A 26,585-nucleotide genomic window follows, 5' to 3' on the forward strand; every position below is an offset into this window, starting at 1 on the left:
ATGTGTTCAAATATAATGGATTATATTCACTATAAATTTAGATTTAACCCCAAAACCAACAAAATGTCTCCAATAATTTCCCCTTCCGAATTAAAGAATATTCCAACAGAAAATCTCATCATTCTTGATGCAAGAACTGGAAAAGAGGTAAAGCAAAATTACCTTGAAAAGCATATTCGCGGAGCAAGATTTATTGATCTTGATAAAGATCTGGCTGAGATAGGAGAAAATGCGGCTTTTGGTGGAAGACATCCGCTTCCTTCCGTAGAAAAGTTTGCGGAAACCCTTTCAAATCTTGGAATTGCTGCAAATTCTCACGTCGTTGTATATGACGATAAAAATGCTTCCAATGCTGCGGCAAGATCCTGGTGGATGTTAAGATCTTTTGGATTGGAAAATGTTCAGGTTCTTGATGGCGGAATGCAGGCTGCAGAGAAAAATGGACTGGAGTTTTCTTCAGGAGAAGAAACATTTGATAAAGCTGCTTTAATTAAAAAAGACAACTGGGGTTTTCCTGTTTCGAGTTTGGAAGTGGTTGAAAATGAATTGAAAAGCGATTCTTCTACAGTTGTTGATGTGAGAGATGCCTATCGTTATAAAGGTGAATCTGAACCTATTGATCTGGTTGCGGGGCATATTCCGGGAGCAATCAATATTCCTTTTTCTGAAAATCTGGATGAAAACGGAAACTTTCTAAGTCCGGAAATCTTAAAAGAAAAATACAGTAAGTTATTACAAAATAAGCCTGATCATTTGATTATTCACTGTGGGTCGGGAGTGACTGCCTGTCATACTATTTTAGCGCTGGATTATGCCGGATTTCCCATCCCGGATCTGTATGTAGGTTCATGGAGCGAATGGAGCAGGAGAGAAGGAAAAGAAATTGCAAAAGATATCTAAAAAAACAAAAACCCCGAAAATAATTCTTCGGGGTTTTATATTGTTAAAGGTAATTTTTAAAGCATTCCCAGCTCAAACTTCGCCTCTTCGCTCATCATATCCTTATTCCAGCTTGGTTCGAAAGTAAGCTCTAAATCTACACTTTTTACGTTCTCTACTTCAGCCACTTTATCTTTTACTTCCTGAGGAAGTGTTTCTGCCACGGGACAGTTGGGAGTAGTAAGTGTCATTATAATTTTTACGTCAGCATCATCGGAGATCTGGACATCATAAATCAGTCCTAATTCGTAAATATCTACCGGAATTTCGGGGTCATATACGGTTTTTAGCACACCAATGATTTCCTCACCAATGTCAGCAATTTGATCGTCTGTAAATTTCATTTTTTAATCTAGATTGATATTCCTTTTCAACAAATCTTCCTGACGCATACGCCGGAAAATATTTGCCAAAGTTAAGACATCTTTTTCACAATAGTCAACAATTCTCTGCAAGTCTTTTTCTATGTAGTAAATTGATGAAACCATTGAGCCGTCAATATCATCTTTCGGAGTGGGAATTCCAAAGACATGCGCCAGCAATTCCAACGATACAAAACTCTTATAATCCCCGAACTTCCACAGTTCCATAGTGTCTATGTGAGGAACCTCCCAGGGTTTCTTTCCAAACATCTGAAACGGAGCAGGAGGGAGAATTCCATTGATAAGATATCGTCTGGCAATCCATGGAAAATCAAATTCCTTTCCGTTATGCGCACAAAGAATGACATTGTAAAGCCTTGGACTGTTGAAGATTTCTCCAAATTCCTGAAGCATTTTCTTTTCATCATGCCCGGAAAAACTTTTTATTTTTAACGTTTCATTCTTTTCCACCATCCCGATGGTAATGCAGATGATTTTTCCAAACTCGGCCATAATACCGGCCCGGTCATAGAATTCTTCTGCAGAGACATCGTCTTTTCTCTGAAATCTTGTTTTTTTATCCCACAGATATTGATCGGTTTCGGATAATTCGTTCCAGGAACCGGCTTGTGGAACGGTCTCAATATCAAGAAATAAAACTCTTTCTAAGGGTATGTTCTGTATCATATGTGTTTTTGTTGGGTGTCTATCCTACCTGCATTCCATTTTTTGTGGGTAATGAAGGTGCTAAAAGAGTGACATCTTTTTTGTCCTCACCATATAATCCTAATACAAGGCATTCACTGAAGAAGTTGGCAATCTGCTTTTTAGGAAAATTGACCACTGCTAAAATCTGTTTTCCCACAAGTTCTTCTTTTTCGTAAAGAGAGGTAATTTGTGCAGATGATTTTCTAATTCCTAAATCTCCGAAATCTATTTCCAGCTGATAAGATGGGTTTCTTGCTTTTTCAAAATCATTCACAGAGATGATGGTTCCACATCTGATGTCTATTTTTTCAAAATCTGCCCAGGTGATATCTGGTTTTACTGTCATGGTAATTTGTTAATTAGATGTTCTACTTCTGTTTTCTGTTCTGCATATTTTTGCTGTAAGAATGAGCCTTCACCCATTCTTTTATAATATTCCAACGCTTTCCCGCCGAAGAATTTTTTATGAAAATCCGAAACTTCAGGGATCTGCGGAAAAACTTTGTGAAAAAGCATCTCATAATAGGCCTGAAATTCTCTTTCATTTTTGTCTTCAATAACCTGTCCGGGAGCCTTCTGCCTTACATGAAGCATTTCATGGGCAACCATATTCAGGACAAGGTTCAGATCAAAATCAAATAAATTTCGTGGGATCATTACGGTCTGAGGGCCTCCGAGCTCTCCTTCTGCTGTAAGAAGCATCGAAGTAGGAGAGAGCTCTTCCCTGAATCCGAACCCCGCAAAGTTTTCATGTTCCAGATCAAAGGAATGAAGCAGATATTTTGCTGCATCCAGAATCTGGTTGTGTTCTTTGTAAGCCTCAAGGTGTAAGTTGATCTGCTCGAAATTCATCTGAGATATGTTTTAAACAAATGTATTAAAATATTGAGGAATTAAGAAAATATTTGAAGACTAAAGAGTTAAGAAAAGGATATGACATTTTACAATAAAGAGATCATTGCATTTATTATCTATGAAAGAAGAAAACATTAATTTTGCAAAAAACATAACCTAAATGCAGTTGCAAAAATTATTCGTAATTCTACTTTTTTTATTCTTTTATTTTGCCAAGTCTCAAGCCCTTCCAGCTTTTACGCCAATCCCATTTGCTTCTTCTCAATGCAATAACTTAATGGGAAACTATAATAATCAGTGGAAACCCAGTCATGGAAGTCCGAATGTTATAGATTTAAGCTGTGGTAATAAAGTGGTTCGATTATATAGTAAAAATGATAATATTACAACTAGAAAATCAGAGGGAGTATTTATTGATTTAAATAATATAGGGATCAATATTGATACTTCTAAAAAATATAAAATAATTGTTTCCTATCGTTATTCTTTACCTAATAACCCTAATAGAGCCATTAATTTTGATGTATATCTTGCCAATGGTATGACTGAAAAATCCAATAATAATTGTGATGAAGAAACATTCCCGAGTGTATCAGAAAAGATGAAAATTCTTACTTTTAATAATGGGGAGGTTTTGCAGGATACATATACTTGTCAAGTAAAATCTAAAGAGCAAGGACAAATAATTCCTAATAAGTCTTATAAATATCTGTGGATTACATCCAATTTGAATACAACTCTAAATTTTAGAGAATATGTGGATATAGATAAAGTTGAAATGTATTATGATGGTAATTCAGGCTCAGGCTCTAATGATTGCAATTTACCACCACCTACTATGCTGAAATATTCAAATTTAACAGATACTTCGGTGAGATTAGAATGGAACCAAGCCTCTGGGACAGGATTATGGTATGATATTAGACTACGTAATAATTCAACAGGGACACTAGTGTATAGTAATAATTATCACCCTTTACAAAAAGATTACACCAATCTTAGCCCTGATACTCCTTATACTTTTACAGTTGCCCATGCTTGTTTAAATAATCATGAAAATAATGATGTTAAAGCAATTAGTTTTAGAACCCAATGTGCTCCTGATTTGATAATTAATGATCTGATAATAAAAAATAATATTTATCAGGCTAGTAATTCAATTTTAGCATCGTCAAATATTAATGATGGATTACTGGTAAAGTATAAAGCAAAAAATGAAATATCTCTTCAGCCAGGATTTCATGTGAAAGCAACAGATAATGAGAGTTTATTTCATGCCTTTATTGGAGATTGTTTAAATGACTCTGATCCATCTCTGCTAAAAAATAATCTAAATTCTTTAGATATGAAAGTTGAAGAACGTAGTACATCAATTTCAGCAGTTAAAAACTATCCTATAAATGAAGTATCAATGAGCCAGGATTCACAAATCGAGGTGTATCCAAACCCCGCGTCAATGTACTTTGATATTAATATGGGTAAAGAAAAAGTAATTTCATGGGAAATGTATGATGCTTCGGGAAAACTGATACAAAAGGGAAATACAAATAGAGTGGATGTTCGATCCATTCCTGCTTCAACTTATATTTTAAATATAAACTTTGAAAACAAGAAAGTTTCGAAAAAAATAGTGATAAAACATTAATTTAGAATATGAATTTACCCGGATAGGATAACAATCAGTTTGATTTTGGTATTATTAAGTAAAAACCAGCCCAACTTTCAAAAGCGGGCTGATTATTTAAACTAAAAAATAAATTAAGGATGTTCATTTCTTGCTCTGATGACCAGATTTACTAAATCTGAGCCGCCACTTGCAAAATTATCGCTTGGGTTGTGGGCACTTTGAGTAGCCACAGCATACGGAGAGCCGTCCCAATATCCCCAGAAAGGGCCTCCGCTTTGTCCAGGCCATATATCTGCCTTATGGCTCATGCTTTCGTTGTCATCAGCACTCCAGAAATCTCCATCCAGAGCGATTCCTGTTTGGTATGTTGGTCTTTGAGTTCCTGTAAGGTCTCCCGGATATCCAGCGTGAGTCCAGTAAGCACCTCCATCCCAAGAATCGGAATAAGATTTTGAGCCTAACCAGCCTGTGCTGTTTCCGATGGGTCTGTCTAATACAATCACTACATAATCGTATTGTATTTCTGTAGAGTCTATAGTAGGGCCTGCTACCTTATACTTGTAATACGTTAATGTACCCCAGGCTGTTCCGTAAGGAGCGCTTCCGTTGTAATACATTGGAGTGAATTTCAGCCATCCTGTTGTGTTATTAGGCTGCCAGTCTACAATATGGGAGCAGGTAAGAAGGTGTCTTGGCCCTATCATGACACCGCTTCCTGAGCCTAAAGAGCTTTCTACTCTTCCCACACATCTCCACGGATAGGCGGTAGAATTATATACCTTTCTTTGATCTGCTCCGAAAATAGTTCTTGCATTTTCAGGAGTCAGGAAAGAATCTCTTTCAATGAATTTAGGTTTTCTGTCTTTTTTAGGTTCCAGTTTTGGGTTGTATTCAAAATCAGCATGGGTAGGATAGAAATGATCAGTTTCCAACGATCGGTTTTCTGCTGTTTTTTCATCCATAGGCATTCCTATGGTTTTCATTCCTTTCGGAAAAGTTCTTCCGTTAATGGTTTCCATAGCAGGAGCCTGACTGAATAATTTTTCAATTGCGGCCGGTTTTTCAGTTAATTTTGCTTTAACAGTTCTAAGTCTTGACACCTCTTCAGTTGTCATTGGGTTGTTGTTTTCAATTTTAGACATGATTATTATTTTTAATCTAGTGTATTCCTACTCTTTTGATGGCTTTTCGGATTCCGCCGTAAAGGTTTATGATTAAGTGAATATTTTTTGAGAAAATTCTGCAGTAATGCTTTCTGTCTGGTTAATTTGAGCGGCTCCCATAGCAGCCAATGCAATAGCCACCTGTTTATCAAGTGTTTTTCGGACGATATTTCCATTGGTAGCACGTAATGCCTTACAGAAATGATAAGTAAAATATCCTCGTATTTGTCCGCTGATACTGCCTTCCATAGAAACCTGATTGTCTTTTGCTGCGGCCCATAAAGTATGGTTCATTCCTGCAACAGGGACAAGTGCTTTCGCGAGAACGGTTGATTTTTTTGAATTCTTAGAAGATTCCATTTCACTGGCATAGGTAAGATAGAATTCATCCTCAAGCATAGGAGGAATGTAACGGGCTGTTTCGTTCAGAAAATCTGCTTCCAGTCCCAGATCCATTTTTCTGGTTCCTGTTCCGGAATAACAGCAGTCGAAGATCACTTCCATATTAACTCCGGCTTTTAGTTTGCTGAGAACGGTCTTAAAATCATCATCACGAATGACTCCGTTATTGGCATAATCATGGGGACAAATAGCTTCATCCAGACCATCCAATTCCAGATCTGCTCCGATATTGGCGACTCTTGTTCCGTGGCCGGAATAATAAAAAACAAGAGAATCCCCTTTTACACTTGTGCTGATCATGGATTTCAGATAGTTCAATATATTCGCTCTTGTGGCATTTTGGTTGGTCAGGATTTTAATCTTTGCCGGACTAAAACCACAGATAACCAATGTATTTGCCATATCCCTCGCATCATTTACACAGCCATTAAGGTCCGGACCTCCGTATCCAATGGGTGCATAATCATTAATACCTACGATAAGTGCTTTTTTCATTGTATTAGTTTTAAAAATATTCCCTACTCTGTTTCGGCTTTTCGGGTTCTGCCTTTCTGTGTTTTTTCTATCACAAAATTCCGCTATTCCGAAAGACAAAAACAGAGGAGAAAACCGTATTTTGGAAAAGGAAAAACACCTTTTTACTTGTATATGAGAATGTTATGAAATAAAAATCCGGCAGCTTGAAAAGCTGCCGGATACGTAAATAGAATGTAAAGATGTTTGTTTTATAGTATTGAAATAAGATTAATAATAAGAATATTCAATCAGCACAGATCATGTTTTAAGGCAAAAAGCACCAGTCCGGCTCTGTTTTTTATGTCCAGTTTTACAAAAACAGAATCTCTGTAGCCATCAATGGTTTTAGGGCTTAGGCACATCTTATCAGCAATTTCCTTGTAGGTAAGTTCGCTGCATGCCCATTTTATAAATTCCTTTTCCCGGTCTTTCAGTTCTGAAAGTAAGGATGCATTTTTAGCTTCTTCAGTTTTTACTTTCAATAACTTCTGGGCTACAAAATCAGTATAAAAACTCCCTTTCTCAAATACGGTATCAATGGCCTGAAAGAGAATAGAGGGCTGCATATCTTTGAGTAAATATCCTTTTGCTCCGGCCTTCAGCATTTTAATCAAAATTCTTTCATCATCATCCATGGTCAGGGCAATGACTTTGATATCGGGATAATGCTCGGTAAGCCATTCTGTGGTTTCTATACCATTTTTATAGGGCATATTGACATCCATCAGGACTACGGCGGGTAATTCTGAAGCCTGTTCCACACCTGCAATAAATTCTTCTCCGTTGGGATGATTCATAATGACCCGATATTGAGTGTTTTCTGTGATCATATTTTCCAAGGCTTTGGAAATTAAGGTATGATCATCAACGATCGCTATGGGAATAGTTTTCATAATAAATTTTTGTGATAGGTTATCAATGTTTGTGTTCCTTTATTAAGTTCTGAATGTATAGACAGTTCAGCATGAATCAGTTTGGCTCTCAGTTCCATATTTTTTAATCCTGAACCGTCCTGAATACTGCTGGTATCAAAGCCTCTTCCATTGTCGGAGATGCTGATATGTAGTTTCTCACAGTCATCTTCCATCTGTATGGAAACATTTTTGGCTTTGGAATGTTTAAGGATGTTGTTGATACTTTCCTGGATAATTCTGAAAAGAATCAGGCCGTGTTTTGGTGAAATATCAATATCCTGTTTTTGAGTGATAAATTCTATTTTTAATAATTTCAGTTTTTTGATCCGCTGAACTTCTCTTTCAATAGACTCTGCCAGTCCGAAATGAATGATCTGTTCAGTGATTAATGTTTTAGACAGGTTTCTTATATCCTGTATGCATTCACCCAGTAATTCGTTGAGCTCAGTCAGATCTTCTTTTTCGGTATTTTGGAGCTTGGTAATCAATTGGTTTTGGCGCAAACGAACTACGGAAAGCTTTTGACCCAGATCATCATGCAATTCCTGACCGATATAGTTGAGGGTCTGTTCCTTCATTTCTACCTGCGAAGTAGCAAGCTCCTTTTCAAAGTGAAGGTCTTTTTCTTTTTGTGCGATCAGCAAGGTTGTTTTTTTCTTGATAAAAACCACATAAATAAAGATCATTGTCAAGACAACGATGAATAAAGTAATCGTAAAGATGATGACTAAATTATTCTCTTCCATATCTGAAAAGGATTTATCTGATTCTTTCTTGTTTGTTCCAAATTAAACCCAATATGAGTATACCGTTACTGATCAGATTCAACATAAATAAAATGAAAAAATAAATAGTTTCCGAAACAGTAGTTCTGAAAAAAAGGATTGGGATGCTTCCAATGAAAAAGATCAGTAAAGCTACTGAAATCCAGAATGGTAAGTAGCTTTTGATTCCCAGTATTTTATCAGAATTAAAGGTTTGGTACAGGAACAAAATAATTGAAAATAACAACAGAAGAATATCTACATAGAGCATATTAAAAGAAAAGTGATGAAGCAGATCATCTTCTGTATAAAACATGACAGCAATATTGAGGACAAAAAGAGCCAGGATGATAACCTGTATCTTTTTGAGCAGCGGAACATACAATAACTGGTAATAATAAAATAAGTATAAAAAGAAGATAATCATTAAAAAACCAATCACGTAAAATATGTCCGTAGGCAGTTTTGTCAGGTCGTAGTAGAAATAACAGAAAATATCAATCAGGGAAAACAACAGATATCCTATGATAAAAAACAAATTCTCCTTTCCGGTTTTTCTATATTTTGTGACCATTAGAATCATTACTATAATGGATATAACCATAGATATCTGTTTCCCTGTTTCAATATTCCAGTTCATAATCTCGTTTTTATGGCATGGTTCCGGATAACGTTTTTGGAGGAGGCGCCAGATTGGTCATGTTCATAGATTCTATTGAAGGGACATCTGTATTTTCCTCAGTAGCTTCCGTTCTGGCCATTGCATTATCTCTTTTTCTTTTCTGTGAAGTAGGCACCAGAAATATGGTTTGGTAGCCTGCGTATTCAGGTTTTGCCATTCTGTTTTTAGGATGATTTACAGGATATTTTCCCATATAAATTCTAATTCCCGGATTTTTTAATTTCTGTTTTTTGGCATTTTCTTTTACGTATTTAATATAGCCTTCCATGTCTTCCAGTGAAAACCAGTACCATCGGGAATCAGGTTCACCGTTTCTGTATTTGGTGAGAATTTCATGATTGGTTCTGGTGTACTCATCAAAAAGAACCCGGCCTTCACGATAGCTGATCAGTTTTTTCTTATAACTGTTGCTAACAGGTTCTTTAGGTGGTTCGGAGCAGCGGGTGCAGCTTAGCAGACATAAAGCCAGAATAAGTGCTGCACACAAGGGACTTAAAATCTTAGTAAAAAAGGAAGTTTTCATTTTTATGGTTTTTAATTTTATGGAACAAAATTAGCTAACGGCACAACTATAAAAAAGAGGGAAAACACTGTTTTTATCCTTTAATAAATTTACGACTTTTTGATATTCAGTTGAATATGAAGCGTGAATTTGTTGTTGTTTTCAGAAAAAAATCAATTGTGCCCTTCAAAATAGAAAAATCTGTGTCTCTGTTTATTCATGTGGTCTTCCGAAATTGAGTCAGAAATAATATTCAAAACAAAAACATGAAAATCACAGTAGTAGGCTATAAAAAAGAAGAAAGATTCTCACAGGGAGTGGCCAATGATGAGGATACAGAACTGATTAATTTTTTAATACATAAAGGCTTAGATATTGTTCCCTCCATCTGGAATGACTCAAAGGTAGATTGGAGCATCTTTGATGTGGCAGTAATCAAATCTCCCTGGGATTACCACAACCATTTGAAAGAATTTCTGAACTGGCTGGATCATCTGAAACAATCAGGGGTAAAAGTGCTGAATCCTGTCGAAATCATCCAATGGAATAGTGATAAACATTATCTTAAAGATATTTCCCTAAAAGGACTTCCCGTAATTCCCGCAGAATATCTTGAAAAAGGATCTGTATTGGAAAGAGGATTCTTTGATCATTTCAATACGGAAAAACTCGTTGTAAAACCCTGTGTAAGTGCCGGAGCTCAAAATACCATCACCGTCAACAGAGACCATTTCAATGAACGTTCTGCAGAAATTGAAACCCTTCTGAAAGAACAGGATTATATGGTACAACCCTTTGTTGATGAGATTAAGAACGGAGAATGGTCATTCCTGTTTTTTAATGGAAAGTATAGTCACTGTTCATTAAAAACACCCAAGCAGGGTGATTTCAGAGTGCAGCATTATCACGGAGGAAGCATCAGTTATCCTACACCGGATCCATTGCATATAGAACAGGCTGGATCGTACTTGAAAAGCCTGCCACAAGTAACACTTTATGCGAGAGTAGATGGCGTTTTAATCAATAATTCATTTCATTTAATGGAATTGGAGCTCATAGAACCCTATTTATTTTTGAATGGGAATCCTGATTTACTGGAAAACTATTATGAGGCATTAATAGCTCTGATTTCTTAAAAAAATCTGTCAACTTCCATTTTGAGGTGTTTTCTTTGAAAGAACTACTTGAGAATTTCAAATTTCAGAATAGGCATCACGGGTGTATCATCTGCCGGATCTGTACTGCTGAAAAAAGACAATTCTCCATTGGTCGCTTTCAGGATAAAACCGTTTTGTGGGTATGCCGAATTGGGATTGTTACTTTTTACGGTATAGGTTATACTTCCTGAAGTGATATCCTCATTCATATTGCATTTAATTTCCTTAATGATAAAGAGAGTTACAGTATTTTCCTGCTTGTTCGGTTTCCGGACATTTGTAGTGATGGTGGAATGATGTGGATCTATGATGATTTCCGATGGAATAGGCATTTCAAAATTGTTCTTAGCCAAAACGACTTTATCTGAAACCAGTTTCATCTTTTGCATACATTGCTTGCTGATATCTTTCTGTTCTTTAGTGTTTTGCGCTGAGAATGGAATATATCCAATAAATAAGAAGAAAATAATTAGATTTCTGTAACGAGGAAAAAGATGGGACATAATGGTTTTTGTTTTTAATGAAAATGTAATAATATGAAATTAATATAAAAAACAGGACCGGAAATCATTTTTCTGGTCCTGTCAAACAAGATTAAGTGTAAAATTTAGCCTTTAAAGGCAAAAAGGATAATTCAAATGTGAACAGATTTTTATTGATTCTTAATCTATGTTTAGGGGAATTGATAGTAATGGTATTTTATTCTTATAAGCCATAATGGCTGTTTTACTCCGGTGGAAAAGAGATTCCACAAGATTGTATTTGTAGGGAACCATGGTCAGCAGATCCGGACTCGTCAGCCTTATTTCTTCCTCAATAGCCTTGATGACCTCAATGGATTGAATCATCTTAAAACTGTATTTAATATCATCCAGATCATAGCCGGAATTCAGGTCAATATCATGAATAACCTCTGCGAAATCTTCCAGCCTTTCACTTACATTGAATACCTCAATTTCAGCATTGAATTCATTAATAAAATGGTAAATATCATTCATGGCAGACCAAGTCATGCTTTTGTGAGTATCATAGGCAAATAAAATTTTCCTGATTCCCGTATATTCTATGTGGGCAGGAACAATGAGGATTGGCTTTTTAATTCTATGGATCGCCCTTGTCACACTATTTCCTAAAATCCTTTGCTCAAGAGTTTTTTCTGCCATTCCCATCACTATAAAATCGCATTCGTGAAGCTCTATACAATTTTCGAGCTCTTCAATAAAATTGCCGGAAGCCAGATGATGGGCAGCTTCAATGGCATACAGGGAGCTGAGTTGAGCAGCTTTATCTTCCAGCTTTTTCTGATTTTTAAGCGTTTGGGTATAGAAAAAATCGGCCGAAGCCTGTGCATTCAAGGCATGAACAGAAACCGTTTGAAGATTAAAAAGGATAATCCTATATTTATTTTCTTTTGCCATAGATGCTGCGTAATGCGTGGCATTTTCAGCTTCGTGAGAAAAATCTGTGCAGACAATTATTGTTTTCATTGTACCGGATTTAATACTGCAAAACTATGATAGTCAGCAGTTCGCTGATGATAAAAATAGGGTGACATTGCATAAAATGATGATGAAATGTCTTTTTCAGGTGATGAACCGTCATATCCATTTTAACTCTTGTATTTTACGTTTCAGGGACGGTTTTGGCGGTCTCGTCTAAAATAGAAGATATTCGTCTAAAATCTATTTCTATATTTACATTCATAAAATCCCGGATATGAATAGGATTTCTACCATCAGAAAAAATATAGTACGGAATAAGAAGATTCTTTCTACCATGAAGAGAAGGCTCGTAATCTGGGCAGTAGCGGTAGTTACTTTCTGTGTTTTTTCCTATCTTATTGATCCTTTTGATCCCGTTTGGAAAGAATATTTGGATGCTCCGCTGAGGATGATTCTGGAAGATGCCTCATGGATTGTCTTTTTTTCTATCATCATTTCAGAAGTAAGTATATTTATTGACAGGACACTTAATAAGCTGCTTCCCTGGAGTAACAGAACCGTAAAGCGATTGCTCATTCAATGTTTGATTCAGATCGTGGGCAGTGTTATGATTGTGATTATTATTAATGCAATTGTAGACTGTACTTCTGTAACATTACCTGATATGGATTCCCGTAAAGAATATACCCTTCTTGGGCAGTGGATTGCAACCAATATTGTAATATCGCTGATTATCAGTGCGTTTAATACCGTGGATTATTTACTTGAAAACTGGAAAAAAACGGCAGTAGAAGCTGCCCAGCATAAATTGAGAGCATCCAAACATAAACAGGCTGCTATGGCAGCAGAACTTCAGGCTCTAAAGCTGCAGATAGATCCCCATTTTATTTTCAATAACCTGAGTGTGTTGTCAGAGCTCATTCTGGAAGATCAGCAGCTGGGTTATGATTATTCAGAGAAGTTTGCAAGAGTGTACAGATATCTGTTGGTTAATTCCAAAAAAGATATCATTGCAGTAGAAGAGGAGCTGAAATTTTTAGAATCCTACATCTTTCTGATTGAAAAAAGAATTGGTGAAGGAGTGATATTCAAAATAGATATTCAGGAAGAATACAGATCAAGATTTACGCTTCCTCTGTCTTTACAGCTGTTGGTGGAAAATGCCATTAAACATAACCAAACCTCAAAGGTAAATCCACTGGAAATACAGGTGTATACAAATTCTGAAGGAGAGTTGGTGGTTTCCAATACGTTTCTGCCTTTAATCAATAAGCCGGATTCCTCAGGAGTAGGGCTCACCAATATTATTGCACGGTACGAGATTTTGGGATATCCTAAGCCTGTGATTGAAAAAACTGAAGATAAATTTATTGTAAAACTCCCATTGATATGAAGATTAATAAAGTTTTAATCGTTGAAGACGAAAGACCGAATGCTGATCGATTAAAAAGACTGTTGTTGAAGTTAAGACCCCATATCGAAATCCTGTCTGTAGAAGACTCGATTACTTCAACAGTACACTGGCTGGAAAATAATGTCGTTCCGGATGTTATTATGATGGATGTGCGCCTTGCGGATGGGCTCAGCTTTGAAATATTTAACAAGCATGAAATTAAAAGTGCGGTCATATTCACCACAGCCTATGATGAATATGCAGTGCAGGCATTTAAATACAACAGCGTAGATTACCTTCTGAAACCTATTGAAGAAGAAGAACTGGATGCTGCTTTAAAACGCTATGAAACCTTTATGGAAGCCGTTCCGGTAGTGGGAACAGCCATCGAAGGACTGCTGAATTATATCCAGCCGAAAGATTACAGAAAACGGTTTTTAATAGCCCATAGAGACGGCTATAAAACCGTTCTGGCAGAAGATATTTTATACTTTTATACGGAATTGGGAATCAGCAAAGCCATGTTGAATACCGGAGTTGTAGAGAACGTTCCACAGACGCTGGAAGAACTTGAAAAACAGTTAGATCCTAAATTCTTTTTCCGGGCTAACAGACAATTTATCATTCATATCAATTCTGTAAAACAGATTTTTAATCATTTTAATGGAAAATTGAAGCTGGAACTGAGAAAACAACCTGAAATGGAAGTGATTGTAAGCCGGGAAAAAGCTTCCATTTTCAAATCCTGGATGGATTATTAGGATGATTAACCCCTATAAAAAATAAAAAAGGCTGTCTCTACATAAGGCAGTTTTTTTTGTGCTTTATTGTGAAATACATTCATTTACTTTTATTGATTTTACTCTTATTTCTGTTGGAAAAGCTCTTTTTTATCCTGTTTATAAGCGAAAACATCTGTTTTCCTTTCATTTTTCCTATCATACGCTTCACCCGCAATTAACGACACTTCACCCAATTTCTGAATGAATATCCTTATTATATGAAGTTATTTTGCTCCTGTAAAATTTAAAAACCAATGTTATGAATTACAGAAAAGGATATCTGGTACTTTCACTTACGGCTGCAGCGATACTTTACTCGTGTGGTTCCGGTAACAGCCAGGAAAATGCCCAGCAAATGCAGCAGGCATTGCCTACAGATTTTATCCAGGTGAAGTCCGGAGATGCTGAGGTGTCTACAGGATATCCGGGGAGTATTGAAGGGCAGGATAATGTGGATATTAAAGCACAGGTAACAGGATATCTGGAAGCTGTTTATATCAAAGAAGGACAATATGTAAGTAAAGGACAGACCCTTTTCAGAATAAACCCATCGGTATACAACGAACAGGTAAACACCAATGAAGCGGCCTTGAAATCTGCCCTTGCAGCCCAGGAAACAGCAAGACTTGAAGTGGAAAAGCTGAAACCCCTTGTAGAAGGAAAAGTAGTTTCTGATATGCAGTTGAAAACAGCTCAGGCAAGTTATAAGGCAGCATCAGCACAGGTAGCACAGGCACAGTCATCATTAGGGTCATCAAAGATCAATGCTAATTTCACGTATATCAAAGCTCCTGTTAGCGGATATATTGGAAGAATTCCCAACAGAGTAGGAAACCTTATCAGCCCGTCTGATGCATCTCCGTTGACGACCCTTTCAAGTATCAACAGTGTGAATGTATATTTCTCAATGAATGAAGCTGATTTTATTGCTCACAGCAGATCGGCAGCATCAGGAAATACGGCAGAAAATGTAGAGCTTATCCTGGCAGACGGTTCTACGTATGCTCTTAAAGGACAACTGGAAAATGCCAGTGGAAACTTCGACAGGAATACCGGAAGCATCCAGATGAAGGCCGTTTTTCAAAATCCCGATAAATTATTGAGAGCAGGCGGTACAGCAAGAGTAATGATTCACAATGCCCTGAATGGAGTGGTTAAACTTCCCAAAACATCAGTAAAAGATATTCAGGACCGATTTTTTGTCTATAAACTGAATGGTAAGGATAAAGTGAAAATGACTCAGATTACCGTTTCAGGAAGTACATCTCAGGATTACTTTATCAAAGAAGGAGTGAGTGCCGGAGACAGGATTGCCATCAACAGAATTGATGCCCTCACAGATGGAGCACAGGTTGTTGCGACAACAGTTCCTTTGAAATAGTTGTATAACCATTCTTAGAAAATTCAAAAATGTTAAAAAAGATAATAGACCGTCCGGTACTGGCGACGGTAATATCCCTGATCATTGTGATTTTAGGAATCATCGGATTAAACCAGCTGGCGGTGACCAGATTCCCGGATATTTCTCCGCCTACCATCACCGTTTCAGGATCGTATCCGGGAGGAAATAGTGAAACCGTAATTCGTTCTGTGGTAACGCCGCTGGAAGAGCAGATCAATGGAGTGGAAGATATGGAGTACATGAAGTCTACTGCAAGTAATGACGGTACATTTTCCATCTCCATTATATTCAAACAGGGAGTGAATGCTGATCAGGCTGCTGTGAATGTACAAAACAGAGTACAGCAGGCCACTCCGATACTTCCGCAAGAAGTTGTGAGAATGGGATTGACTACATCCAAGCAGCAGAACAGTATGGTATTGATTTTCAATATTTATACTGAAGATAATAAACAGTATGATGAAACATTCCTGCAGAACTTTGCAAACATTAACCTGATTCCACAGGTGAAAAGAGTCAAGGGAGTAGGGCAGGCTATGGTCTTCGGGATTAAGGATTATTCCATGAGAATATGGTTGAATCCTCAGAAAATGTCATCTTATGGGCTTGAACCCGCAGATGTTTCCAGAGCAATTGCAGATCACAGTTTAGAATCTGCACCAGGTAAACTTGGTGAAGAGTCAGATGCTGCCTTAGAATATGTAATCCGATATAAAGGAAAAAAGAATAAGCCGGAACAATATGAAAATATTATTGTTAAAAATACCGGAAGCCAGGTCATCAGACTAAAAGATGTTGCCCGTGTAGAATTCGGAGCGATTTCAAATACAGGAGATAACCTTTCCAACGGTAAAAATGCCGTTACTGTAGCGATCATGCAGACTACAGGATCTAATGCCAATCAGATTGAAATAGGTGTGAATAAAGCCCTTGACCAGTTGTCAAAATCATTTCCTCCAGGTATCAAATATACAAAGGTAATGAGTACCAAAGAAAGGCTGGATGAAGCTACAGGACAGGTAAAATCTACTCTGATAGAAGCTTTTATCCTGGTATTTATTGTTGTATTTATCTTCTTACAGGATTTCAGGTCTACCATCATTCCGGCAATAGCCGTTCCGGTAGCAATTATCGGTACATTCTTCTTCCTTCTGGTTTTAGGATTTACCATCAATGTGTTGACTCTTTTTGCCCTTGTACTGGCGATCGGTATTGTCGTCGATGATGCTATTGTAGTTGTAGAAGCTGTTCACAGCAATATGGAAGGGACAGATCTTTCAGGAAGAGAGGCTACACACAAGGCAATGAGTGAGATCACAGGAGCTGTTATTTCCATTACATTGGTGATGTCTGCAGTATTTATTCCAATCGGATTTATGTCAGGTTCTGCAGGATTATTCTATAAGCAGTTTGCCTATACATTAGCAATAGCGATTATTATTTCGGCGGTCAACGCATTGACGTTAACTCCTGCTTTATGTGCAGTATTTTTGAAAAATAATCATTCAGGAGAAGGAGAAAAATCCAAAGGATTCGGACAAAGGTTTGCGGTAGCATTCAATGCCGGATTTAACAATATGACCAACCGTTATGCAAAAGGGGTTCGGTTTTTAATAGGAAGAAAATGGATTGCAGGAGGATTGGTTATCGCAATTATCGGTGTCGCAGGATGGTTAATGTCAAGCACTCCGAAGAGTTTTGTTCCAATGGAAGATGATGGGTTTTTTATGTATACCCTAAGCATGCCGCCGGGAACAGCATTAACCAAAACGACAGAAGTGTCTAATAAGATCAATACCATTTTAAAAGGGGTAGATGCGGTGCAGGAAAATACTTCCATTACTGGATATAACCTGCTTAGCAACAGTGCAGGACCAGCTTACGCAATGGGATTTGTTAAGTTAAAACCTAAAAAAGAAAGAGGTGAAATTCAGGATATTCAGGCTGTTGTAGATATGGCTAACGAAAAACTGGGAGTTATTAAAGAAGGAAGTGTGATGACCTTCAGAATGCCTCCGGTAGAAGGATACGGAATGACTAATGATGCCGAAATTGTCCTTCAGGACCGTATGGGAAGAGATCCTCAGGTTCTTAAAGCCAAAGCAGATGAACTGATTGGTCAGCTGATGAAGGTTCCGGAAGTAGCTTTTGCCTATACCATGTTCAGGGCAGACTATCCGCAAATGGAGCTTGAAGTAAATGAAGATAAAGCCAAACAGCTTGGGGTAAGCATTTCAAATCTGTTGGGAACGGTTCAGACGTATTTCTCCGGAGATCAGTCTCAGAATTTCTCAAGATTCGGGAAGTTCTACAGAGTGAATATTAAGGCTGACGGAGTTTTCAGAATGGATGAACAGGCATTCAATGATATCTTCGTAAAGAATGAAAAGGGAGATATGGTTCCTGTAAATACGCTGATCACTTTGAAAAAAGTCTATGGTCCGGAATCCGTTCAGCGTTATAATCTTTACAACTCATTAAATATCAACGTATCTCCAAAACCAGGAGTCAGTAATGGAGAATTAATGGGAAAACTGGAGCAGACCTTAAGCAAATTACCCTCTGACTACAGTTATGAATGGACAGGATTGAGTCTTGAAGAAAAGTCCGCAGGAAACCAAACCATTGCCATCTTTGGATTGTGTCTGCTTTTTGTATATCTGCTTTTAGCGGCGCAATATGAAAGTTATATTCTGCCTCTTGCGGTAATGCTTTCCATCCCAACGGGTATTGTAGGAGCATTCTTAGGAATAAAAGCGATCGGACTGGATAATAACATCTATGTGCAGGTAGGATTGATTATGCTTATTGGTTTGCTGGCTAAAAATGCGATTCTTATTGTAGAATTTGCCATACAACGGCGAAAAGCAGGTCTTTCGATTCTGGATTCTGCATTGGAAGGAGCAAAGGCGAGATTACGTCCGATTATCATGACCTCATTAGCCTTTATTGTAGGTATGATTCCACTGATGATTTCCACAGGAGGAATGGCCTCAGGAAACAAGTCAATCAGTACAAGTGCGGCAATGGGAATGTTGAGCGGAGTGGTTTTAGGAGTTTTTGTAATTCCTGTACTATACATGTTCTTTCAGTATCTGGATGAGAAATTCTCTACCAAAAAGAAGTATAATACAATAGAAAATCAATTGACAAATGAGAATATTTAATATAAAGAATTTCCTTATTTCAGGCGCAATGGCATCACTACTGATGTCTTGTGCCGTAGGGAAAAAATATACAAGAACAGATCTTCAGCTTCCTGAAACTTATAAAGAACATGTACAGGTTACAGGAGATACTGTAGTGCTGCCATGGAAGACTTTTTTCAAAGATCCTAAATTGATTGGGTTAATAGATAAAGCCCTTTCAAGAAATAACGAAGTACATGTTGCCCTGAAAAATATTGAACAGCTGGATCTGATTTATAGACAAGCCAAGCTGGGGCTGATGCCAACACTGGATCTCACTGCCGGAGCGAATAGAAGCTGGGCATCCACCAATACCCTGAACGGTTCCCTGAACGAACAATTTGTCGGAACAAAGTATATGGATGATTTCAGCGCTGCACTGAGGCTTTCCTGGGAAATAGACATCTGGGGAAAAGCTAAAATGCAGAAAGAATCTGCTGCTGCAGAATATTTTGGACAGAAGGAAAATTTAAATGCCATTAAAAGCAGGATCGTAGTTCAGGTAGCACAGGCTTATTATAACCTTATCAGTCTGGATGAACAGCTGAAAATAGCTGAACAGAATATTGAACTCAGCAACAACACGCTTACAATGATGAATCTTCAGTTTACGGCCGGACAGATTAACTCATTGGCTGTTCAGCAGTCAGAAGCCCAAAAGAAAACTGCTGAGTTGTTAATCCCTTTGGCAAAACAGAATATTTCTATCCAGGAAAATGCTTTGAGTATTCTTTGTGGAGAATATCCCACCAGAATAGAAAGAGAAGGAAATCTTAAAACAATGATTCCTGAAAATAGATTGTCAGAAGGATTACCAGCCCAACTGCTGAGCCGCAGACCGGATCTGAAAATGGCAGAGTTTAACGTAATCAGCCTGAATTCCAAAACCGGACTGGCAAAAGCAGCCATGTATCCAAGCATCAGTCTGAGCCCACAAATAGGAGTGAATTCCAATAAATTCAGCTCATGGTTTGATATTCCGGGATCTATAACGAAAGCAATTGCAGCAAATCTGACAGCTCCGATTTTTCAGAAAAAACAATTGAAAACCGCCTATGAAACAGCATTAATTGAGCAGGAAAAAGCAGCTATCAATTTTAAACAATCTGTCATGACCGCTGTGGGAGAAGTTTCTGATGCCATGGCCAAATCTAAAGGTTCTTCAGAAAGACTACAGCTTTTGGAACAGAGAACAGCCATTCTTGATAAAGGAATCAATGATGCTCTGAAATTGTATAAAAGCGGTATGGCAACCTATCTGGAAGTAATCACCGCTCAGAATAACAAACTTCAGAATGATCTGGAAGCCATCAACGTTACCCTTGAAAAATTAAATGCTGAGGTTGATCTTTATAGATCGCTTGGAGGAGGAGTACAGTAACACAGAACTGATCCATAATAAAAAGGAAGCTATACCAATAGTTTCCTTTTTTGCTATTTATGAAGAAGGAATACAACTTAATTTTTACAACAGGTACGGAATTTGCAGAAGAGTGTTGAAATTTTACACGCATTAAATCAATAAGTTATGTGAAATTTTATCTTTTTTTCAAAAATACATGCAAGATTTTTGAAAAGTGAGATTTATATAGATGAGTACTCGAAAATAATTAATGTTTAACGAAAAAAGTAATGCAATGAAAAAATTGACAGTACCCCGATTTTTGATAACAGTTTTAATGGTTTTTGTAGGATTTACCTTATCCTCTTGTCTTAATAATGACAGTCCGGAAATTCCGCCTGTAAAAATGGATGACTTAAAAGGAAACTATAAAGGGAAGCTTATAATTGTGCAGGGAAATAGCAAAAGAGAAGGAGTAAAAGATTTTAAAGTAAAGAAAGATACCATCTCATTTGCCGAATTTCCAATTACCGAAATTGTAAAGACGGTAGTGAAAGATCCTGCAAAAGCAGAAGCCGCTTTAAAGACAATGGGCAAAATAAAGTATGAACTTCAATATGCAGCAGTGATTAATACCGCGAATAACGTAATAGAACTTACTTTAGCTCCTAAAACAATGGAACTTCAGATTCCTGTAGATGGTGTTAATAAAAAAACGGTTGTAGAATTCATCTCTAAGCAAAAAGGATATTATGTAGGTCTGGATCAAACACTTAGGTATGCTCTTACAGCAGAAAAAATTACAGTAGATGGTACATTGGTTACTCCTTATGAAGTGATTGACTATAATTTTCCATTCTGTATAAAAAATTAATTAATAGATATTATCATCAATGGATTGCGCTTTATTACTAAGATGCAATCTATTTTTGCTTGACAGTTTTATAACGTCCCAGTGGATACGGAGGCAGTAGCAGCATATGGAAGAAAGTAAAGAACAGATTTTGGTAAAGCACCTTCTGAAGAAGGAGGAAGCTGCCTGGAAAGAGCTTTTTGGAGCTTATTCCAGAAATCTGACCTATGTATGCTCCCGTTATCTGGCAGAAAAAGAAGATGTTCATGATGTACTTCAAAACAGCTTTATCAAAATGTTCCGTTCGATAGAATCTTTTGAGTACAGGGGAAATGGTTCTTTAAAAGCCTGGATGACCCGTATTACAGTCAATGAATCTTTGAAGCACATTAAACAGAAAGGAGATTTTAAATCAGCCATTGAAGTAGATGATCTTCCGGATATGCCTAATGAAGAAGAACCGGATTTTGAAGAGATTCCCCGTGATGATATTATGATGATGATCAGATCTCTTCCTGAAGGATACAGAACTGTTTTTAACCTGTTTGTATTTGAGAAAAAAAGCCATAAAGAGATTGCCGGAGTATTGGGAATTGCAGAAAATTCTTCTGCATCACAGTTTCACCGTGCAAAAGGACTGCTTGTTCAGAAAATAAAAGAATTTAAAATGTCAAAAAAAGCACAATATGAATAATGAATGGTTAAATAACCTGCGAAGCAGAATGGACGACCATGAAGAGGAAGTGCCGGAAGGATTGTGGGATGACATCAAAGGTGAATTGTTTTCTGAAGAAGAAAATAACAGCATCCCCGGATTTATTCCTGAAGTTCATGAAGGTGGAGCTGACAAGAAAGAAAGAACCATAGGTAAAGGACAGAAATCCTTATTCTATCGTATCGGAGGTATTGCTGCTGCTATTACATTATTGTTTTTACTGATGAAAATACTGCCTCAGAATGATACAGAAAAACTCTTGTCTCATAAACCTGCAGAGGTAAAAAAAGATGACAAAAATTCTTTACAACCTATAGAAACTGAACAGCTGTCAGGAAGTGAAGTACAATCACAGACAGATGCTTTTTTAGCAGAAAATATATTGAAGACAGAAGATCCGAAGGAAGGATTGACACAAGGCTATCTTGCTCCCGGAAAGAAAAATGAAATAGGGAATATTCAGGATATTATTAAACTGCCAACGGCTTCAGAAGCTTTTCAGCAGGAAAGTAAAATTGCTCAGAAAGTATCTCCAGTAGACGATACTGTGAAAGAAACGGTTATAGAAAAGAATGCGGATGAGGTTCTTTTTGAACAGGAAAAAATAAAAGAAGTATATGCCGAAAATACAAAGCCCAGTACGACAAAATCCAGAGATAAAAAATCATGGATGCTGGGTCTGCTTACGGGTAATATTGCTTCCAATTCTGCAGAACAGCAGTTTCCCGGATATGCTTCAATTACTGGAAAAGTGATGAATGTGGAGCAGGTATGGACAACTTCTGTATATCATGATGATCCTCTGATGGCCATATTGCTTGCCAATCAAAGCCAGCCGGTAGAAGCGAGGATCAGACACAAAGTACCCGTTACATTCGGGCTTTCTGTTTACTATAATTTAGGAAAAAGATGGGGAATAGGAACAGGACTGAATTATACCAAACTGTCTACTGAGCTCCATTCCGGAAGTGACAACAACTATATTAAAGGAGATCAGACGGTTCATTATTTAGGAATTCCTGTTCAGGTCAATTATAATGTCATTCAAAAAGGAAGATTTACAGGCTATATAACAGGTGGAGCTCTCGTGGAAAAACCTATAGCAGGAAATATCACCACAACGTACGTTGTCAATGATCAAATAAAGGAATCCTCAAAAGAACGTCTGGAACCAAAACCTTTACAGTTTTCTTTGAACACGGCGGTAGGTTTTCAGCTGAAGCTCATTGATAAAGTAGGAATTTATGCAGAACCGGGAATAGGATATCATTTTAAAGAAGAAAATGCGCCCAATACCATTTACAAAGAAAAACCCCTCCATTTTAATATGAAATTTGGAATAAGAGTGCTGTTGGATTAATGTTGAGGATTATAAAATAACACCAAACTTAATAATCTTTATATATGAAAACAAAACTAATTTTTTTAGTGTTTTTACTATTCAGTATTTTGAATATAAAAGCACAATGTACCCCAACAATTACCAGTGCGAGGCTTGGGCAAAAATATCCGGGAACGATCTTATTTTGTAGTACAGAAGATGAAATCCTTTCCACAACACAGACGTACGCAAGCTATCAGTGGTATAAACAGGAATGGACCTGGCAGACTCCTAATAACAACCCATGGGTAGCCATTCCGGGAGCTACATCACAACAGTTAACGATTAATGGAAGCGAACAGTTGAATTATTTTAAAGTAGTCGTTTCCGAGGGCGATTGTACCGCAGAAAGTCCCACTGCATTTGCAGACGGGTTTGTATACGGTCTTCCGGCTATGATGAGTACTTATACACCTGGAACATATCAGGAAAATGCAGGAACAGTGAATGTCTGCAACGGAGCTTCTGTTCAGTTTGATAATATATTTCCTGTAGTATACGGAAAGCATACCTGGTTCAGATGTGTACCAAGCAGCAATCCTCCGGTGGTAGGTGATCCTTGTATCATTCCTGGTGTAGTAGGAGATACTTATGTGGCAACCAGTTCAGGAAAGTATGGATTTTATGCCTGTACGGAATATTGCCCTGATCAGTGTGAGATGTTAGATCCGTTTGCTTTTGTAGAGCTGAATTTTGGGAATTGGGAATTCTGTGGCAATTTGGGAACAGGAGAAACAAAAATTAAAGATAATAATCTGAAAATCTACCCGAATCCTACGGCACAACACCTTTATATCGGGAAAGAATCAGATAAAGTTTACAAGGAAGTTATCATCATAGATATGTCCGGAAAGCTTGTCCTGAAGAAAGCTGATCACCAATACAATCAGCCCATTGATGTCAGCCAGCTGGTACCCGGAAATTATATTATTGTTTCTAAAGGAGCAGATGGCTGCGAATACAAAAATAGATTTATAAAGAAATAGGATTACATAATCTGAAGATGCTAAAATATTGATTGTGGGAAGGAAGAATGGATGTCAGAGGAGGGATGTTCCTTGTATTGAAGAAGAACTAAAGTGATTTATTTTAATACTTTACGCTCATAGATACATTTCATCCTTGTTAATCTAATGACGGTCATAATTACCCCCAAAAGGAGCTCACTCTCTCTGGCATCCGCCTTCCTGACTTACCCTTAATTTTTTCAGTAATTCAGATGACATAATCATTTTCGTTAGTTTTTAATAATGGTTGGGTCGGTACAAATCTCTTTGTACCGATTTTTTTATGTCTCCTTTTGTTATAGGCCTTTCCTGAGAAATAATAATATGATTTTTTTGTTAAAAAAGTTCCTGTATTCTTATAATTAACATAAGATTGCAGAAAATTTTACAAAAATAAATTGATAAAAAAAGATATACATGATAAATATTGTAACTTTGTTTTGTTGAAAACTTATAACAAACATATTGGCCACATTCTTATCTTATGTCTGGTGCTTTTCTTAGTACCAAGCTTAAGTTTTGCCTGTACCAAGAAAAATATAAAAAAGGATGAAACCTTAGGTTATAAGTGTCAAACCAGCAGTTTATCTGATAAATTCTGCTGTAAACCGGGCTTTTGTAAAAAAGATAAAGACCACAATGACTGCAATGGCAAATGCAAACACAATTCCTGCCGATGCGGAACTGTCATCTCTTTAACGGGGCTTCCTGTTATTGCCGATCTGAAAATCAAAAATCATTTCAGAGAAGAAAAGAAACTTAAATTTACTTTTAATCAAACCTATTATTCTTCAGGTTTTTCTTCCATCTGGCAACCTCCCAAAATAGGATAACACGCTGGCCGTACAGCCAGAAATAGGTCTTGTCGAAAGCAAACTTTTTGTTTTCGGACAATCTGTTGTATTCCAATTATTAATTTTTTAAATCAAAAAAATGAAATCATTATCAAAAATATTGATGGTAATTACTGTATTACTATCATACACCATGGGTTTTGCCCAAATCAGAAATGCAAAGACAGAGCGTGTAAAAATATATGGCAACTGCGATATGTGTAAAGCCAATATAGAAAAAGCAGGGAATGTAAAGAATATTTCATCTGTAGAATGGAATAAAGATACCAAAATGGCTACGCTGAGCTATGATGCCCAAAAAACTAACGGAGAAGAAGTACTCAAACGTATTGCGTTAGCAGGGTATGACAACGAGAAATTCTTAGCTCCGGATGATGTCTACAATACATTAGCAGGTTGCTGCCAATATACAAGAGAGTTAAAACCTGCCAGTACAGATAAAGATCAGGGCATGAATATGAATAACGAACACGGAAATCATGATCATAGCAAAATGACACAGTCCACTAGCGCTGAAAATAAGAATGTATCTCAGTTTAGTAAGGTTTTCGATACTTATTTCTCCCTGAAAGATGCGCTGGTCAATACAGATGCAGGAGCCTCTTCTGCAAATGCAGCCTCTTTGGTAAAAGCGATCCAGAATGTAGAAATGGGAAAACTTTCCAATGAAGAACATACCGTTTGGATGAAAGTTTTAAAAGAAATTACAGCACAGGCAGAGAAAATTGCAGGAACTAAAGACATCTCAAAACAGAGAGAGACTTTTGCCCTTTTATCTGAAAATATCTATGCGCTTACTAAAGTTTCAAAACAGGACGAAACGGTTTATTATCAGCATTGTCCAATGTTTAATAATGGGAAAGGAGCGAATTGGCTTAGCAAAGAAGAGGCAATCAAAAATCCATTTTACGGGTCCAAAATGCTAACCTGCGGTAGTGTTCAGGAAACGATTATCAATAAATAATAAAATAGCAATAAGTAAATATCAATACAATGAAACATATAATTTTATCAATCATCATATCAACAGCTGTAGTTTCCTGCAAACAGTCTCCAAATAAAAACAGTGAGCTAAAAACACAGGACAGTATATTCATATCTGAAACAAAGACCCAACCATTACATGACTCGGCTGCTTCAGTAGAACCTGTAAGTACTGAGGTTCCGAAAACAGAAACGCCTAAAGGATCAGATCAGTCTCAATCCTTTAGCATTGAACCTATTGTTAAAAATTATTTAGTTCTTAAGAATGCTCTGGTAGCTGATAATGATCAGGAAGCAGCCAATGCAGGAAAGCAATTACTGACCACCTTAAAGAATGTGGATATCAACAATATTCCAGCAGAGAAGCAAAAAGAATATAAAGAAATAGCAGACAATGCAAAAGACAATGCTGAACATATCGGTGATAATGCAGGAAAGATTGATCATCAGCGCGAGCATCTGGCTTCTTTAAGTAAAGATGTTTCGGATCTTATTGCATTATTTGGAAGTTCACAAAAACTGTATCAGGATCATTGCCCAATGTTTAATGACGGTAAAGGAGCTGTATGGATCAGTGAGACCAAAGCCATCAAAAATCCCTATTATGGAAATCAGATGTTAAGCTGTGGTTCTGTGAAAAAAGAGTTTTGA

27 protein-coding genes are annotated in these 26,585 nt (G+C 37.1%); 15 read left to right on the forward strand and 12 right to left on the reverse strand.

Annotated elements, in window-relative coordinates:
• Positions 1–63 precede the first annotated feature (63 nt).
• Entirely contained in the window at positions 64–900 is an 837-nt protein-coding gene (locus tag CQ022_RS14155) for a sulfurtransferase (protein WP_105683400.1), read from the forward strand.
• 56 nt (positions 901–956) lie between these two features.
• Here CQ022_RS14155 and CQ022_RS14160 read toward each other — a convergent pair whose 3' ends face one another.
• From CQ022_RS14160 to CQ022_RS14175, 4 genes are read right to left on the reverse strand one after another with little or no spacing between them, the layout of a single operon-like run.
• On the reverse strand, positions 957–1,283 hold the full coding sequence (locus CQ022_RS14160; RefSeq protein WP_034691980.1) for an SUF system Fe-S cluster assembly protein: 327 nt from the start codon (positions 1,281–1,283) through the stop codon (positions 957–959).
• A 3-nt stretch (positions 1,284–1,286) separates the two neighbouring features.
• Positions 1,287–1,988, reverse strand: a complete 702-nt coding sequence (locus tag CQ022_RS14165) for a 3'-5' exonuclease (RefSeq protein WP_105683002.1) — start codon at positions 1,986–1,988, stop codon at positions 1,287–1,289.
• Positions 1,989–2,007: 19 nt separating this feature from the next.
• A complete protein-coding gene (locus tag CQ022_RS14170; protein WP_034691975.1) occupies positions 2,008–2,355 on the reverse strand; it encodes a tRNA-binding protein in 348 nt (115 codons plus the stop codon).
• On the reverse strand, positions 2,352–2,861 hold the full coding sequence (locus tag CQ022_RS14175) for a hypothetical protein (protein ID WP_105683003.1): 510 nt from the start codon (positions 2,859–2,861) through the stop codon (positions 2,352–2,354). Before CQ022_RS14175 ends, CQ022_RS14170 begins: the two co-directional genes overlap by 4 nt.
• A 163-nt stretch (positions 2,862–3,024) precedes the next feature.
• On the opposite strand from CQ022_RS14175, the gene CQ022_RS14180 reads away from it, so the two are divergent.
• Positions 3,025–4,509 carry a 3-coathanger stack domain-containing protein gene (locus CQ022_RS14180; RefSeq protein ID WP_105683004.1) on the forward strand — a complete coding sequence of 495 codons (1,485 nt, stop codon included), beginning with the start codon at positions 3,025–3,027 and terminating at the stop codon, positions 4,507–4,509.
• A gap of 113 nt (positions 4,510–4,622) precedes the next feature.
• On the opposite strand, the gene CQ022_RS14185 is transcribed toward CQ022_RS14180, so the two are convergent.
• The 6 genes from CQ022_RS14185 to CQ022_RS14210 all read right to left on the reverse strand — a co-directional run bounded on the left by CQ022_RS14185 (position 4,623) and on the right by CQ022_RS14210 (position 9,455).
• Entirely contained in the window at positions 4,623–5,633 is a 1,011-nt protein-coding gene (locus CQ022_RS14185; RefSeq protein ID WP_105683005.1) for a trypsin-like serine peptidase, read from the reverse strand.
• A 72-nt stretch (positions 5,634–5,705) separates the two neighbouring features.
• Positions 5,706–6,551 (reverse strand): caspase domain-containing protein, encoded by an 846-nt coding sequence (locus tag CQ022_RS14190; protein WP_105683401.1) that lies wholly within the window; start codon positions 6,549–6,551, stop codon positions 5,706–5,708.
• 269 nt (positions 6,552–6,820) lie between these two features.
• Positions 6,821–7,465, reverse strand: coding sequence for a response regulator transcription factor (locus tag CQ022_RS14195; RefSeq protein WP_079243768.1), 645 nt, complete (start codon positions 7,463–7,465; stop codon positions 6,821–6,823).
• Positions 7,462–8,232 (reverse strand): sensor histidine kinase, encoded by a 771-nt coding sequence (locus CQ022_RS14200; protein WP_105683006.1) that lies wholly within the window; start codon positions 8,230–8,232, stop codon positions 7,462–7,464. Before CQ022_RS14200 ends, CQ022_RS14195 begins: the two co-directional genes overlap by 4 nt.
• A 13-nt stretch (positions 8,233–8,245) precedes the next feature.
• Positions 8,246–8,890: a hypothetical protein gene (locus CQ022_RS14205; RefSeq protein ID WP_105683007.1), complete on the reverse strand. Its 645-nt coding sequence runs from the start codon at positions 8,888–8,890 to the stop codon at positions 8,246–8,248.
• A 10-nt stretch (positions 8,891–8,900) separates the two neighbouring features.
• Positions 8,901–9,455 (reverse strand): hypothetical protein, encoded by a 555-nt coding sequence (locus CQ022_RS14210; RefSeq protein WP_105683008.1) that lies wholly within the window; start codon positions 9,453–9,455, stop codon positions 8,901–8,903.
• A gap of 245 nt (positions 9,456–9,700) precedes the next feature.
• Between CQ022_RS14210 and CQ022_RS14215 the strand changes: the two genes are divergently transcribed.
• A complete protein-coding gene (locus CQ022_RS14215; protein WP_105683009.1) occupies positions 9,701–10,570 on the forward strand; it encodes a RimK family alpha-L-glutamate ligase in 870 nt (289 codons plus the stop codon).
• 44 nt (positions 10,571–10,614) lie between these two features.
• Here the strand turns inward: CQ022_RS14215 and CQ022_RS14220 are convergent, their stop codons facing one another.
• Together CQ022_RS14220 and CQ022_RS14225 are read right to left on the reverse strand one after the other, a co-directional pair.
• Positions 10,615–11,094, reverse strand: a complete 480-nt coding sequence (locus CQ022_RS14220; protein ID WP_105683010.1) for a hypothetical protein — start codon at positions 11,092–11,094, stop codon at positions 10,615–10,617.
• Between the two features lie 159 nt (positions 11,095–11,253).
• The gene (locus tag CQ022_RS14225) at positions 11,254–12,078 is read right to left on the reverse strand and encodes a universal stress protein (RefSeq protein WP_105683011.1); all 825 of its coding nucleotides are present in this window, start codon (positions 12,076–12,078) and stop codon (positions 11,254–11,256) included.
• Positions 12,079–12,307: 229 nt separating this feature from the next.
• On the opposite strand from CQ022_RS14225, the gene CQ022_RS14230 reads away from it, so the two are divergent.
• The 12 genes from CQ022_RS14230 to CQ022_RS14285 all read left to right on the forward strand — a co-directional run bounded on the left by CQ022_RS14230 (position 12,308) and on the right by CQ022_RS14285 (position 26,585).
• Positions 12,308–13,426, forward strand: coding sequence for a sensor histidine kinase (locus tag CQ022_RS14230; protein WP_105683012.1), 1,119 nt, complete (start codon positions 12,308–12,310; stop codon positions 13,424–13,426).
• A complete protein-coding gene (locus tag CQ022_RS14235) occupies positions 13,423–14,187 on the forward strand; it encodes a LytR/AlgR family response regulator transcription factor (RefSeq protein WP_105683013.1) in 765 nt (254 codons plus the stop codon). The genes CQ022_RS14230 and CQ022_RS14235 overlap by 4 nt, the downstream gene beginning before the upstream one ends.
• A 280-nt stretch (positions 14,188–14,467) precedes the next feature.
• The gene (locus CQ022_RS14240; protein ID WP_105683014.1) at positions 14,468–15,589 is read left to right on the forward strand and encodes an efflux RND transporter periplasmic adaptor subunit; all 1,122 of its coding nucleotides are present in this window, start codon (positions 14,468–14,470) and stop codon (positions 15,587–15,589) included.
• A 29-nt stretch (positions 15,590–15,618) separates the two neighbouring features.
• Entirely contained in the window at positions 15,619–18,777 is a 3,159-nt protein-coding gene (locus tag CQ022_RS14245) for an efflux RND transporter permease subunit (RefSeq protein ID WP_105683015.1), read from the forward strand.
• Positions 18,764–20,179, forward strand: a complete 1,416-nt coding sequence (locus tag CQ022_RS14250; RefSeq protein WP_105683016.1) for an efflux transporter outer membrane subunit — start codon at positions 18,764–18,766, stop codon at positions 20,177–20,179. The genes CQ022_RS14245 and CQ022_RS14250 overlap by 14 nt, the downstream gene beginning before the upstream one ends.
• A 256-nt stretch (positions 20,180–20,435) precedes the next feature.
• Positions 20,436–21,014: a DUF4840 domain-containing protein gene (locus CQ022_RS14255; RefSeq protein ID WP_105683402.1), complete on the forward strand. Its 579-nt coding sequence runs from the start codon at positions 20,436–20,438 to the stop codon at positions 21,012–21,014.
• A gap of 106 nt (positions 21,015–21,120) precedes the next feature.
• On the forward strand, positions 21,121–21,687 hold the full coding sequence (locus tag CQ022_RS14260) for an RNA polymerase sigma factor (protein ID WP_105683017.1): 567 nt from the start codon (positions 21,121–21,123) through the stop codon (positions 21,685–21,687).
• The gene (locus tag CQ022_RS14265) at positions 21,680–23,068 is read left to right on the forward strand and encodes a porin family protein (protein WP_105683018.1); all 1,389 of its coding nucleotides are present in this window, start codon (positions 21,680–21,682) and stop codon (positions 23,066–23,068) included. Before CQ022_RS14260 ends, CQ022_RS14265 begins: the two co-directional genes overlap by 8 nt.
• 44 nt (positions 23,069–23,112) lie before the next feature.
• On the forward strand, positions 23,113–24,075 hold the full coding sequence (locus CQ022_RS14270; RefSeq protein WP_105683019.1) for a T9SS type A sorting domain-containing protein: 963 nt from the start codon (positions 23,113–23,115) through the stop codon (positions 24,073–24,075).
• Positions 24,076–24,539: 464 nt separating this feature from the next.
• Positions 24,540–24,929: a hypothetical protein gene (locus CQ022_RS14275; protein ID WP_105683020.1), complete on the forward strand. Its 390-nt coding sequence runs from the start codon at positions 24,540–24,542 to the stop codon at positions 24,927–24,929.
• A gap of 100 nt (positions 24,930–25,029) precedes the next feature.
• Positions 25,030–25,914: a DUF3347 domain-containing protein gene (locus tag CQ022_RS14280; RefSeq protein ID WP_105683021.1), complete on the forward strand. Its 885-nt coding sequence runs from the start codon at positions 25,030–25,032 to the stop codon at positions 25,912–25,914.
• 29 nt (positions 25,915–25,943) lie between these two features.
• Positions 25,944–26,585 carry a DUF3347 domain-containing protein gene (locus CQ022_RS14285; RefSeq protein WP_105683022.1) on the forward strand — a complete coding sequence of 214 codons (642 nt, stop codon included), beginning with the start codon at positions 25,944–25,946 and terminating at the stop codon, positions 26,583–26,585.

It is taken from the genome of Chryseobacterium culicis, from assembly GCF_002979755.1.
In the GTDB taxonomy this organism is placed as follows: Bacteria; Bacteroidota; Bacteroidia; order Flavobacteriales; family Weeksellaceae; genus Chryseobacterium; species Chryseobacterium culicis_A.